10 protein-coding genes and 1 pseudogene are annotated in these 13153 nt (G+C 64.3%); 4 read left to right on the top strand and 7 right to left on the bottom strand.

What is annotated here, in order from left to right; genetic code table 11:
- Positions 1-48: 48 nt before the first annotated feature.
- Entirely contained in the window at positions 49-591 is a 543-nt protein-coding gene (locus DOD19_RS14690) for a GNAT family N-acetyltransferase (protein ID WP_112186589.1), read from the bottom strand.
- A gap of 202 nt (positions 592-793) precedes the next feature.
- Here DOD19_RS14690 and DOD19_RS14695 point away from each other — a divergent pair, with 202 nt between their 5' ends.
- Both DOD19_RS14695 and DOD19_RS14700 read left to right on the top strand, forming a co-directional pair.
- Entirely contained in the window at positions 794-2308 is a 1515-nt protein-coding gene (locus tag DOD19_RS14695) for a beta-propeller fold lactonase family protein (RefSeq protein WP_112186253.1), read from the top strand.
- Between the two features lie 195 nt (positions 2309-2503).
- Positions 2504-3226, top strand: coding sequence for a hypothetical protein (locus tag DOD19_RS14700; protein ID WP_112186255.1), 723 nt, complete (start codon positions 2504-2506; stop codon positions 3224-3226).
- A 78-nt stretch (positions 3227-3304) separates the two neighbouring features.
- Here the strand turns inward: DOD19_RS14700 and DOD19_RS14705 are convergent, their stop codons facing one another.
- On the bottom strand, positions 3305-4939 hold the full coding sequence (locus tag DOD19_RS14705; protein WP_024976971.1) for an acyl-CoA synthetase: 1635 nt from the start codon (positions 4937-4939) through the stop codon (positions 3305-3307).
- Positions 4940-5133: 194 nt separating this feature from the next.
- Between DOD19_RS14705 and DOD19_RS14710 the strand changes: the two genes are divergently transcribed.
- Together DOD19_RS14710 and DOD19_RS14715 are read left to right on the top strand one after the other, a co-directional pair.
- On the top strand, positions 5134-5832 hold the full coding sequence (locus DOD19_RS14710; RefSeq protein ID WP_024976972.1) for a Crp/Fnr family transcriptional regulator: 699 nt from the start codon (positions 5134-5136) through the stop codon (positions 5830-5832).
- Positions 5833-5932: 100 nt separating this feature from the next.
- Positions 5933-6610, top strand: coding sequence for a hypothetical protein (locus DOD19_RS14715; RefSeq protein ID WP_024976973.1), 678 nt, complete (start codon positions 5933-5935; stop codon positions 6608-6610).
- 22 nt (positions 6611-6632) lie between these two features.
- Here DOD19_RS14715 and DOD19_RS14720 read toward each other — a convergent pair whose 3' ends face one another.
- The 5 genes and pseudogenes from DOD19_RS14720 to gyrB form a co-directional block, all read right to left on the bottom strand.
- Entirely contained in the window at positions 6633-7580 is a 948-nt protein-coding gene (locus DOD19_RS14720; protein ID WP_112186257.1) for a bestrophin family protein, read from the bottom strand.
- A gap of 82 nt (positions 7581-7662) precedes the next feature.
- Positions 7663-8400 carry an amino acid ABC transporter ATP-binding protein gene (locus DOD19_RS14725; RefSeq protein WP_112186259.1) on the bottom strand — a complete coding sequence of 246 codons (738 nt, stop codon included), beginning with the start codon at positions 8398-8400 and terminating at the stop codon, positions 7663-7665.
- The gene (locus DOD19_RS14730; protein ID WP_037031833.1) at positions 8387-9040 is read right to left on the bottom strand and encodes an amino acid ABC transporter permease; all 654 of its coding nucleotides are present in this window, start codon (positions 9038-9040) and stop codon (positions 8387-8389) included. The genes DOD19_RS14725 and DOD19_RS14730 overlap by 14 nt, the downstream gene beginning before the upstream one ends.
- A pseudogene (locus DOD19_RS14735) lies at positions 9037-9579 on the bottom strand (amino acid ABC transporter permease); the annotation flags it as partial. The gene DOD19_RS14730 and the pseudogene DOD19_RS14735, both read right to left, overlap by 4 nt.
- A 995-nt stretch (positions 9580-10574) precedes the next feature.
- Positions 10575-13103: a DNA topoisomerase (ATP-hydrolyzing) subunit B gene (gyrB, locus tag DOD19_RS14750; protein ID WP_112186263.1), complete on the bottom strand. Its 2529-nt coding sequence runs from the start codon at positions 13101-13103 to the stop codon at positions 10575-10577.
- Positions 13104-13153 lie beyond the last annotated feature (50 nt).

A 13153-nucleotide genomic window follows, 5' to 3' on the forward strand; every position in this document is an offset into this window, starting at 1 on the left:
GCTGTACAGCAGCGCCTGCGCACACGCGTAGGCGCTACACCTACAGGCTTAGCCGTGCAGGAAGCGCACCATCAGCACTTCATCTGCATAGCCGGTGGTGGACTTGAGCGCGCGCGGCTCCACGCCGTAGGTTTCAAACCCGCAACGCTCGTACAGCGCCAGCGCCGCATCGTTGCCCTGCACCACCGACAAGGTGAGCTGCTGAACCAACCCCGTTGCCGCCGCCACGATGCGCTCCACCAGCGCCACGCCCACGCCGCGCCCTCGCGCTGCCGGCGCCACGTAAAAGCCCCACACAAAACCCTTGTGCGCAAGCTTCGCAAGCGTCTGCTGCTTGAAGCCCGCCATGCCGACGATGCGCGCGTCGCCGCCGTCTCCCTCATAGGCGCCCAGCACAATGGTGGTGGCCAGCCGCTCGGCAAAGGCTTCCATCGAGAGCCCGACTTCAGCCTCGTAGGTTGAGCCGAATGCATCGGGGGCATCCTTGAGCGCAGCCAGACGAATGGCGCGATAGTCCGCCACATCGGCCGCATTGGCGGAAGAGAGCTGGCGGATCACGACGGCTTGGTTATTCGGGCTGGCATTGGACATGGCTGGCAGCGCGTGGGGCAAGAAGCGGACGAGAGCCGCCAGTATCGCGCCAATCACATGCACGAGACCTACAGCGCAGCCTCCGTCCATGAAGCCGAGGGCGTTGTCCGTCAATTGGCCTATGTCGGCGTGCGAACCCGGGTACCTATGCTTCGAGGAAACGCGAGTCAACAAACCGCGACAACCAGAAACGGGGGAAGCCATGGCCGAGCTTTTGATCGCCCACGCGCAACGCAGCAACAGCGCACACACACAGCCGACACCGGCACCGATCCCACCCGACGCTCCCAAGCACACACGTGGCATGCACGGCGCCGCGCTGGTGATGGCCGCCGCGCTGTCGCTCGGGCTCACCGCCTGCGGTGGCGGCGACGATGCAACCGCCACGACCCCACCGACGAATAACAACACGCCCGCGCCATCGCCTACGCCGTCACCCACACCGGCCCCTGCGCCTGCCCCGGCAACTTACTCCGTGGGTGGCACCGTCAGTGGCCTGGCCACGGGCAAATCCGTCACGCTGCTGGACAACGGCGGCGATGCGGTTGTCGTCAATGCCAACGGCAGCTTCAACTTTCCGACCAAGCTCGCGCAGGGCAAGCCCTATGCAGCCACGGTCGGTACGCGTCCGTCGGGTGAGAACTGCACTGTCACCAACGGCAGTGGCATTGTGGGCACCAGCAACGTGACCACCATTGCGGTGGCCTGCGCGCCGCGGCCGCTGTTCGGCTATGCGGTCAACTCGAACGACGGCACGATCTCCGCCTTCGCGCTGGACCTGACCACCGGCATGCCCACGGCCATTGGTGCATCGGTGCCTGTGGGGCAAGGGCCGCTGTCGCTGACCATCGACCCGGCGGGCAAGTACGTCTACGTGGCCAACGCCATCGACAACACCGTCACTACGCTCTCCATCAATGCCGATACCGGGCTGCTCACGGTCGTGGGTTCTGCCACGCCAACTGGCATGCAGCCGTACAGCATTGCGCGCACGCCCAACGGCAAGTTCGCATACACGAGCAACTATGGAGACAACACGCTGTCGGCGTTCTCCGTCAACACGGGCACCGGTGCGCTTACCGCCCTCGCGCCCATCACGGCCGGGGCCAACCCGTACACGATCGCCATCAACAGCGCAGGCACCTTCGCCTACGTGGTGAATGCCAACAGCGGCGCCACGCCGGGCACGGCCATGGCGTTTGCCATCAACACCACCACGGGCGCACTCACGCAGGTGGGCACCACGGTCAACACGGGCAATACGCCTCAGTTCATCGCGGTCAACTCGGCAGGTACCTACGCCTACGTGACCAACGCCGCAGACAACACCATCAACGTCTACAGCATCAGCAACACCGGGGCGCTCACCGCATCGGGCACACCGGTGGCGGCAGGCACCAACCCGTACTACATCACCATCGCACCGTCGGGCGGCTTCATGTATGTGACCAACGTGCTGGCCAACACCGTCAGCGTCTTCAGCATCAACCCGGCCAACGGCGCGCTCACGCTGGTCGACACCACGCCCACCGGCAACGCGCCCGTGACCGTGCTCGTCAACCCCGCCGGCACCTTCGCCTACGTGGTCAACGCCGTAGACAACAGCGTCAGCGCGTACAGCATCAACAGCACCACCGGCAAGCTGACCGCCGTGGCAAGCGGGTCAGCCGCCACCGGCAACATCCCGCGCGGGATGGCGATTGTGGCGGTGCCTTGAGGGTGAGCTGAATCGGTTTGCGCGAATGCAAAGCCCCTCGCGATGGCGAGGGGCTTTTTTTTGTATTCCGGCGTTCACCCATTGGGCCCTGCAGCGCCTGAAAGGTGCTATTTCTGCGGTTTATTAACACCTCTTAATCCAGCCCAGTGCGCGATTCCAATACCATGGTCTAGCCCAGGCCCGCGACACAGCACCATGGACGCGCTTTCCAACCCACCCTCCCGCCAACCCCTGCGCCGGTACAGCGCCGTTGTCGCCCTGCTGCTCATCACCGGCGGTCTGTGCCTCGCGCTGGGCCAGTCCAAAGACATCGGCTGGCTGGCCGCGCTGAACTGGCATCTCGGTTATGACGCTGCGGGCACTGCGTTGCTGTGGCTGGGCGGGTTGTTGATGCTGCCGCAACTCGCTTACTCGCTATGGGTGACGCGCGGGCCGGGAGTGCGCGGCGGGATGTATCGGCAGGTTGGTGTTGCGCTTGCTGCCGCAGTGGCGCTGCTGGTGCTGGCCATCGCGCCGGACAACGTGAGCATTGAGCACGTTCACCTGAGAGACGCTGCAACCAACACGAGCGACGAACCGGAGCCGGTTGGCACCACGCAAGAGACTACGTACGCGTTCCACGGATTCCGGGCCCTGCCCGGCCCCCGCATCGAGCGGAATGCGGCTTCCGCACCGGTTGAGTCCGTTGAGGGCAGGCCGAGCCGCGTTGTCTGGCGCGGCGATCACACCGCCCTGCTGGGCACGCTGGACACATTTGAAGCCTACGCCCCGGACGATGCCCAAGCGCAGGGCTATGAATGCCTGGTACGGACGCAGCGCTACTTCGGCCCGTTTTCGGTACTGCGTCTGTCCAACGTGCGGGACACGGCAGAGGCGGCCGCCCGGCCGGAATGCAACCCGCTCGGGCGCGCCCAGTAGCGCCATCCCAGCCGCGGTGGGTGCAGCCGCTGGCCGTGGCCTTCTTGTTGCGGGCGCACGCGGTCGCCCGCAACAGGCTCACACGTCGATCGCCGAGGTGGAGTTCACCTTGCGGCGCAGCTCGTACTTCTGGATCTTGCCTGTCGACGTCTTGGGCAGCGGCCCGAAGAACACCGCTTTGGGCACCTTGAAGCCGGCCAGCAATGTCTTGCAATGCGCGATCAGGTCTTCTGCGGTGGCGGTGGCGCCGTCTTTGAGTTCAACGAAGGCGCACGGTGTTTCGCCCCACTTGGCGTCGGGCTGGGCGACCACGGCGGCAGCCAGCACGGCGGGGTGGCGGTACAGCGCGTCTTCCACCTCGACGCTTGAGATGTTCTCGCCGCCGGAGATGATGATGTCCTTGCTGCGGTCCTTGATCTTGATGTAGCCGTCGGGCATGCAGACGCCCAGGTCGCCGGTGTGGAACCAGCCGCCGGCAAAGGCCTCGCGCGTGGCCTTCTCGTTCTTGAGGTAGCCCTTCATGCAGATGTTGCCGCGGAACATGATCTCGCCAATGGTCTCGCCATCGGCCGGCACGGGCTGCATGGTTTCCGGGTTGAGTACCGCCACCTGCGATTGCAGGTGGTACCGCACGCCCTGGCGCGCCTTCATCGTGGCGCGGTCGTGCTCGGGCAGCGTGCGCCATTCGTCCTGCTCGGCACAGACGGCGGCGGGGCCGTACACCTCGGTCAGGCCGTAGACGTGCGTCAGCTCGAAGCCCATGGCTTCCATCTGCGCCAGCACGGCCGCCGGCGGCGGTGCGCCCGCCACCATGCCGCGCACCGGCCCGCGCAGGCCTTCACGCCACGACGGCGGTGCGTTCACCAGCGCGGTGTGCACGATGGGCGCTGCGCAGTAGTGCGTCACGCCCTCGTCGCGCATGAGGTCGAACACCAGCTTCGGCTCGAACTTGCGCAGGCAGACGTTCACGCCCGCGCGCGCCGCGATCGTCCACGGAAAGCACCAGCCATTGCAGTGGAACATCGGCAGCGTCCAGAGATAGACCGGATGCTTGGGCAGATCCCACTCCAGGATGTTCGATACCGCGTTGATGGTGGCGCCACGATGGTGATAGACCACGCCCTTCGGGTCGCCCGTGGTGCCCGAGGTGTAGTTGAGCGCAATCGCATCCCACTCATCGGCCGGCATCTGCCAGGCGTAGTGTGGGTCGCCCGAGGCGAGGAAGGATTCGTAATCGGTGTCGCCAAACGGCTCGGCCTGCGGGCCCAGGGCATCGTTCACGGCAATCACTTTCAGGCCGGGAATCTCCAGCGCCATCTGGCGGGCCACGTCGGCAAACTCGGTGTCGGCCAACAGTACACGGGCTTCGCCATGGCGCAGCATGAAGACGAGGTTGGCGGCGTCCAGGCGAATGTTGAGCGCGTTGAGCACGCCGCCGGCCATCGGCACCCCGAAATGTGCCTCCACCATGGCCGGTGTGTTCGGCAAGAGCGCCGCCACCGTGTCGCCACGGCCCACACCGGCCAGCGCCAGCGCACTGGCCAGGCGGCGCGCGCGCACATAGGTGTCGCGCCAGTTCTGGCGCACGGCGCCGTGCACGATCGCCAGACGGTCACCATAGACGTCTGCCGCGCGGGCAAGAAATTCGATCGGGGTGAGCGGGACGAAGTTGGCCGCGTTGCGGGCCAGACCGCTATCAAAATCCGTGGGCATTGCTGTGTCTCCGTGCGCCGGGCGCTGTTGCTTTTTGTTGGGCAACGCTATCATCTGCCAGCTCCCGCACTCTGTCACTTGGATGACAAACCGCCCGGAAACCCGCGCCACACCAAGGCTGACGGGTTTCTTACAAAGCGACGGCAGAGCCCCACGCGCCCCCGCCACCCTTTGACCGAGTGCCCACGCCTGCCATGAACGCAACCCGCGCCCCCACGCCCGCCACACAACTGGAAGGCCATGCGTGGTTCACCGCGCTGGCGCCTGAACACCAGGCCCTGGCCGCGCGAGAAACCGTGCTGCAGGCATTCGAGCCCGGCGCCTTCATTGCCCGGCGCGGTGAGCCGTCTCGCTACTGGATCGGCGTCGACACCGGCCTCATCAAGCTGGCGGTGTACACCTCCGACGGGCGCGGCTGCACGTTCTCGGGCGTGCCCGCGGGCGGCTGGTGCGGCGAGGGCAGCGTCATCAAGCGCGAAGACCGCCGCTATGACGTGATCGCCATCCGCGCCTCGCAAGTGCTGCTGGTGCCCGAACCCGTGTTCAACACGCTGCTCGCCCAGAGCCTGCCCTTTGCCAGCTTTGTCGTGCGCCAGCTCAACGAGCGTATGGGCCAGTTCATTGCCACCGTGCAGAACGACCGGCTGCTGAGCGCCGATGCGCGCGTGGCGCAAGCGATTGCGCAGTTGTTCCACCCTGCGCTGTACCCGCGCACGAGCACCGTGCTGGAACTGTCGCAGGAAGAGATCGGGCTGCTGACGGGACTGTCGCGCCAGCGCGTCAACCGCGCGCTGCAGCGTCTGGCCGAAGGCGGCATGATTGCGCTGTCATACCAGACCATCCGCGTGACCGACCTTGAGCGGCTGCGGCTCTTCGGCTTGTCGGAGCTGTAAGCGCCGCCGGACTCTGTCACCCGAGCGACATTGCCCCTGTTGCGCGCAGTCTTAGAATCCTGCGACAGTCGCGCTTCACCCGCCGCCTTATCGGTCAGCCATGCCACTCATCAGCCGTGCCCATGTCCGTCTCTCGCGCCTGCGCTTTCCGTTTGCGGTGCGCGTGCAGGCCGAGCTGGGCAGCGCGTGCCTGCGCGATGCCAATGGGCGGCGCGAAGTGCGCCCGGGTGACCCCTTTGTGGTGCCTGCCTTCGCGCATTTCGGCTGCGAGATACCGGGCACTGTGTGGCAGCCATGCGCCATCAGCTTCAAGGCCGTGCCCGACGCAGGCTGCCCCCGCATGGCCGCCATCCAGCATGACAAGCCCTGGGCACGCGCACTGGCCACGCTGGTGTTCGAACACCCCGCGCAGGCATGGAAAGCGGACTTGCTCAGCGAGTGCTGGCAGGCCTGCCCGCGTCAGGTGCGTGCGCGTCTGTTTGCTGAAGGTGAAGCGCTGCATGCCCTGGTGCGCGAGCAACGCGCCGCGTGGGCGCTGTACCAGTTGGCGCTGATGTGCGGCAATGCCGAGCCCGAAGGTGAAGCCGAAGCGCTGCATGCGGTGGCCCGGCGGGCCGGCCTGCGCAACGTACGCACCTTGAACGAAACATGCGCAAGCCTGTTCGGAGTGGAGCTGGGCGCCCTGCTGGCGCGCAACGCAGATTCGGCCTGCGGTGCGGTTCACGGTAGTGCCGCCCCGTTGGAGCGGTGGGCGCAGCCGCTGGCGATGGCCGTTTAAGCGCTGCGCCGCAACCGCGGCATCAATCCAGGATCACCCCACTTCGCACGCCCGCACGTGGCGGCAGGCTGGGCTCGCCAAGCATGTCGCGCACGGCGTCTTCAATCGTGTTGGAGAGCGCATTGAGCGCGAGGTCGTTGTCTTCCGTGCCGAACGGGTCTTCGAGCTGCGAGGCGATGGCCTCGTGCGCCATGAAGGTGTACGCCACGAACACTGCAAACACGGGCGTGAAGCTGCCGATGCTTTCCACCAGCCCGAACGGCAGTGCCGCGCAGAAGAAGTACACCGTGCGGTGGATCATGACGGAGTACGCAAACGGCAGCGGCGTGCCGGCAATGCGCTCGCACCCGCCGATGCTGTTGGACAGTTCGTTCAGGTTGCGATCGAACGCCAGGGCGGCATACCCATCGAGTGCGCCGGCTTGCGCGCGACGCTGCACCCATTCACTCAACCACTGCACGATGACGATGGGCCGGTAGCGCGAGGCCATCACGCGTTCGAGCAACGGCGCAGGCAGGCGCGCGGCGAGGTCTTCGCGCGCATCGGTGTGGCGCAACTGATGGCGCAGCGCGTGCGGCAGCGCACCCAGCACCTGCGCGAACTCGCGCACGTCGGCATCGGCCACGGCACCGTTCACGCCATTCGGGCCATCGCCACGCGGCAACGTCAGTGCCTGGCGCGTGAGTGAGCGCGCCGTGTTGAGCAACTGGCCCCAGAGCTTGCGCGCCTCCCAATAGCGGTCGTAGCTCGCGTTGTTGCGAAAGCCCAGGAACACCGCCAGCGCAATGCCGACGAGCGAGAACGGCGTCGTGCTCAGGTTGACCGAGATGGGCAGCAGGTGCGCATGCACCGCAATGGCCACCAAGGACACGAAGAAGATCAGGAACAGGCGCGGCAGAAGCTGCGGCAGCACCGAACCGCGCCATGCCAGAAGCATGCGGAACCAGTGCAGATGGGGGCGGACAACCATGGGAAGACGCGAACGCGTTGCAGGGGAGTGCGCGAATTATGGCAGAGGCAAGGCCGCTCGGATGCCTGCCTATGCCCTGCGCCTACTGCACCGCCCCAATGAACGCTGCCAGCTCCGCCGTCTTGGGGTTGGCAAACACCTCCTTGGCCGGCCCGCTTTCATGGATCAGCCCCTGGTGCATGAACACGAGCTGATCGCCCACGTCACGCGCGAATCGCATCTCGTGCGTGACCATGATGAGCGTCATGCCTTCGGCCGCCAGTTGCTTCACCACGGCCAGCACCTCGTTCACCAGTTCCGGGTCCAGCGCGGAGGTGATCTCGTCGCACAGCAGCACCTTGGGCTGCATGGCCAGCGCGCGGGCAATGGCCACACGCTGCTGCTGGCCGCCACTGAGCTGGTCTGGGTACGCATCGAACTTATCGGCCAGCCCCACCTTGACCAGCATCTGGCGGGCGAGGTCGTTGGCATCGGCCTTCTTCATGCCCTTGACCACCACGGGCGACAGCGCCACGTTCTCGCCGGCCGTCAGGTGCGGAAACAGGTTGAACTGCTGAAACACCATGCCCACGTTCAGGCGCAGCGCGCGCAGTTGCGCGGGCGTGGCCTGCGAGCCCTTGAGCACCGCGTTGTCGACAACGATCTGGCCGTCGTCGATGGCCTCCAGCCCGTTGATGGACCGCAGCAGCGTGCTCTTGCCCGAGCCGCTGCGCCCGATGATGGCGACCACCTGGCCGCTTTCAACGCGCAGGTCGACGCCCTTGAGAACGTGGTTGTTGCCGTAATGCTTGTGTACGGCGCAGAGATCAACGAGCGGCATAGAGCTTCTTTTCCAGATGAGAGGCACAGAGAGACAGCGGCCAGCACAGCGCGAAGTACGCAACGGCCACCAGCCCGTAGATAAGGAACGGCTGGAAGGTGGCATTGGCCAGCACCGAACCCAGCTTGGACAAGTCTTCAAACCCGATGATGGAGGCCACCGCCGTGCCCTTGACGATCTGCACGGAGAACCCCACGGTGGGCGCAATCGACAGGCGCACCGCCTGCGGCAGCACCACGTGACGCATCTGCTGGAAGTAGCCCATCGCCAGGCTGGAAGACGCCTCCCACTGGCCGCGCGGGATGGCCTCCACACAGCCGCGCCACACCTCGGCCAGATAGGCGCTGGTGTACAGCGTCAGACCGATGGCGGCGGCAGTCCAGGGCGACATGTCGAACCCCGCCATGGACGCACCAAAGAACACGATGAACATCTGCATGAGCAGCGGCGTGTTCTGGAAGAGCTGGATGTAAGCCTTGCTCACGCGCCGGAGCGTGGCGTTGCGGCCCACGCGGGCAAACAGCACCACCAGGCCGGCCGTGCCGCCCAGCGCAAAGGCCATGAGCGACAGCATGAGCGTAGCGAGCAGCCCTTCCCCCAGCTTGAGGAGAATGGGCAACAGAGGGATGTCGGAGATCATGCTGCACTTCCGGTGGTGGTCGCTGCGTTGGTGGTGGCAAGCGGTGCTGCCGATGCTGCAGGCGCGCGGCGCCCCACGACAAAGCGCTGCCCGACCCAGGCCAGCAACTGACGCAGCAACAGCGCCAGCGCAAAGTACAGCGCCGTCACCACCAGGTAGGTTTCAAACGCGCGAAAGTTGCGCGACTGGATGAAGTTGGCGGCAAAGGTCAGATCCTGTGCGGCAATCTGCGAGACGACCGACGTGCCCAGCATCACGATCACGATCTGGCTGCTCAGCGCCGGCCACACCTTCTGCAACGCCGGGCGTAACACCACATGCCGGAAGATGGCCCAGCGGCTCATTGCCAGCGCATTGGCCGCTTCCAACTGGCCGCGCGGCGTTTCTTGAATGCCAGCACGCACGATCTCTGTGATGTACGCACCCAGGTTGACCACCGCCGTGAGCAACGCCGCCTGCCATTCGTTGATCTGCACACCCAGCGAGGGCAAACCGAAGAACACGAACATCAACTGCACCAGGAACGGCGTGTTGCGGATGACCTAACCAAGGTTCTTCTCACACACCACAACCTGCGAAATCTCGGACGGCAGCCGCTAGACCTGAAACATGGAGAGAGCCCCAAGCTTCCGCCTATGGATTCGGTGGGTATTCCCAATCCTCGGCATTGTGAATCGATAACTGCTGAACAGACGCTTCACGCCCTCCTCTAACGCTTTAGCATCTTGCGCGGAATCCATTCTTACCAGAAAGGATTTTTCCGTAGCGAATGGCCCGAACACTTGCATCAATGTCTTTAATCTTTTATCCAGACTAGAGGAAACCCCGACCTTGAAGAAGTCGCCGGCGGAATGGACAAGCACATATAAATAATCGAGTCTATTCATTTCAATTCACATCCAGCCTTTTTAGAGAGCACATTTTCCGCCTTACAGCCTAAAAAATGGGGATAAATCCAAGCCATCAACGCATTTTTCTTCATAAGTCCCGACATAACCCCACAGACGCTCGCAATCAGCTTGCGGCCCGGTGAAGACCTGTCGATGCAATCTGTGCCTTATCTGTGCCTTGAGTAGGTTGCACTGGATGCTCTATGCTGCCCTCTGCCTTTGCCACCAATCGCTTAGCTCCTACAGCAGCTCCCAGGGTAAATCGCGGCGGCCATGAACCGGCTTGAGCACCCCAGAGTTCCTAAGCGACTGTGCCGCCCACCGTGCGTCGTATTGCCACGTGTATAGCAGGCTACCGGAACGACTCAACTCGACTTGGTAGTTGTCCCAAATGAATTTCGCGACGTCTTTTGGCCACCCCTTTCCCCCAGACGCCCGAAGTGCCTCAACCACCCAGTTCTTCATGTCGTCGCGCGTTGCCATCTCGGGCTCCAGTATCGTTGCGGGAACAATGAAAAAGGATGACGTTGCCTATCCCGGCGGGGACATAGACCGAGTCCCGCCACGCCCATCCGGATATCCAAAACAAAAACGCCGAGAGGAAACCTCTCGGCGTTCTTCGTTAGGCAAGACAGTCTCGCCCCTCAAACATCAATATTCCGCGCCACCAACGCATTGCTCTCAATGAAGTTCCGGCGCGGTTCCACGTCGTCGCCCATCAGCGTGGTGAAGATCTGGTCCGCGGCAATGGCGTCTTCAATCTGCACGCGCAGCAGGCGGCGCTGGGTGACGTCCATGGTGGTTTCCCACAGCTGCTCGGGGTTCATTTCGCCCAGGCCCTTGTAGCGCTGGCGGCTCACGCCGCGCTCGGCTTCGCTCAGCAGCCACGTCATGGCGGCGTGGAAGTCGGTCACGTGCTGCTCGCGCACCTTGTCGCCGGTGCCGCGGCGCACCTTGGCGCCGTCGCCAATCAGGCCCTGGAAGGTGGCGGCGGTGCCCGACAGGGCGGCGTAGTCTGCGCTGGCTACGAAGTCTGCGTCGATATGGCTGAGGCGCTGGTTGCCGTGCTGGCGGCGTACCACCATGACGCGGTACTTCTCGCTCTTCTCGTCGTACTGCATGAAGGCGTCTGCGGTGGCGCCGCCGTTGGCGTTGCTGGCGTTGCCTTGCATTTCCAGCAGGCGGGCCTTGAGCGTGCGGGCGCTGGCTTCGGCTGCGGCTTCGCTGCTGAGGTCCAGAGACACGCCTTCGGCAATGGCGCGCAGGGCGTCGGCGTCAATCACGCGAGACAGGCGCTCGATCACGCCGCGGCTGAGCTGGTACTGGCGTGCGAGTTCGGCCAGGGCGTCGCCGGCAATCTCGGTGCCGTCGGCACGCACGAGCACGGCGGTGTCCAGGGCCTGGCGCACGAGGTAGGCGGCCATCTCAACGTCGTCTTTGATGTAGCGCTCTTCCTTGCCGTGCTTGATCTTGTAGAGCGGCGGCTGGGCGATGTACACGTGGCCGCGCTCGATGATCTCGGGCATCTGGCGGTAGAAGAACGTGAGCAGCAGCGTGCGGATGTGCGAGCCGTCCACGTCAGCATCGGTCATGATGATGATGCGGTGGTAGCGCAGCTTGTCGAGGTTGTAGTCGTCTTTGCCAATGCCGGTGCCCATGGCGGTGATGAGCGTGAGCACTTCCTGGCTGGAGAGCATCTTGTCAAAGCGTGCGCGCTCCACGTTCAGGATCTTGCCCTTGAGCGGCAGGATTGCCTGGAACTTGCGGTCGCGGCCTTGCTTGGCAGAGCCGCCTGCGGAGTCACCCTCGACGATGAAGAGTTCAGACAGCGCGGGGTCTTTCTCTTGGCAGTCGGCCAGCTTGCCGGGCAGGCCCATGCCGTCGAGCACGCCCTTGCGGCGGGTCATTTCGCGGGCCTTGCGGGCGGCTTCACGCGCGCGGGCAGCTTCAACGATCTTGCCGCAGATGATCTTGGCGTCAACGGGCGTTTCCAGCAGGAAGTCGCTCAGCGCCTTGGCCACAACGTCTTCCACGGGCAGACGCACTTCAGACGAGACGAGCTTGTCTTTGGTCTGCGAGCTGAACTTGGGCTCGGGCACCTTGACGGACAGCACGCAGGTCAGGCCTTCGCGCATGTCGTCACCCGAGGTGTCGACCTTGGCCTTCTTGGCGATCTCGTTGTCGGTGATGTACTTGTTGATGACGCGCGTCATGGCGGCGCGCAGGCCCGTGAGGTGGGTGCCGCCGTCGCGCTGAGGGATGTTGTTGGTGAAGCAGAGCACCTGCTCGTTGTAGGCGTCGTTCCACTGCATCGACACTTCTACGGCCACACCGTCTTTCTCGCCGGTGGCAAAGAAGATGGTGGGGTGCAGCACGGTCTTGTTCTTGTTGATGTACTCAACAAAGCCCTTCACGCCGCCCGAGAAGGCAAAGTCTTCTTCCTTGCCGGTGCGCTGGTCGGTCAGCCTGATGTGCACGCCGTTGTTCAGGAACGAGAGCTCGCGAATGCGCTTGGAGAGGATCTCGTAGTGGTATTCGACGTTGGTGAAGATTTCTTCGTCGGCCAGGAAGTGCACTTCGGTGCCGCGCTTGTCGGTGGTGCCCGACACGCGCAGCGGCGAGACTTCGACCATCTGGCCGTCCGGCGCTTGCACCGTTTCGATCAGGCGGTTTTGCGGAACGCCCTGTGCAAACTCGATGTAATGCACCTTGCCACCCTGGCGGACCGTCACCTTCATCCACTTCGACAGACCGTTCACGCAAGACACGCCAACGCCGTGCAGGCCGCCCGACACCTTGTAGCTGTTCTGGTTGAACTTGCCACCGGCGTGCAGCTCGGTCATGGCGATCTCGGTCGCGCTGCGCTTGGGCTCGTGCTTGTCGTCAAACTTGATGCCGGTCGGGATGCCACGGCCATTGTCGATCACGGAGATGGAGTTGTCCGTGTGGATGGTGACCTGGATCTCGGTGCAATGCCCGGCCAGCGCCTCGTCAATGGAGTTGTCCAGCACCTCGAACACGAGGTGGTGCAGGCCGGTGCCATCCGAGGTGTCGCCGATGTACATGCCCGGCCGCTTGCGTACCGCCTCCAGGCCTTCCAGGATCTGGATCGAGGCGGCGTCATAGCTGTGGGCCTCGGCGGGGGTGGATTGCGGTTTCTGCTCTTCGGTCATGTCGTTCTGCTCGCAGCCATGGGCGTTTTGCGCACACAGCGGGGTTGCTT

The organism is Ralstonia sp. GX3-BWBA (assembly GCF_003290055.1).
Taxonomy (GTDB): domain Bacteria; phylum Pseudomonadota; class Gammaproteobacteria; order Burkholderiales; family Burkholderiaceae; genus Ralstonia; species Ralstonia holmesii.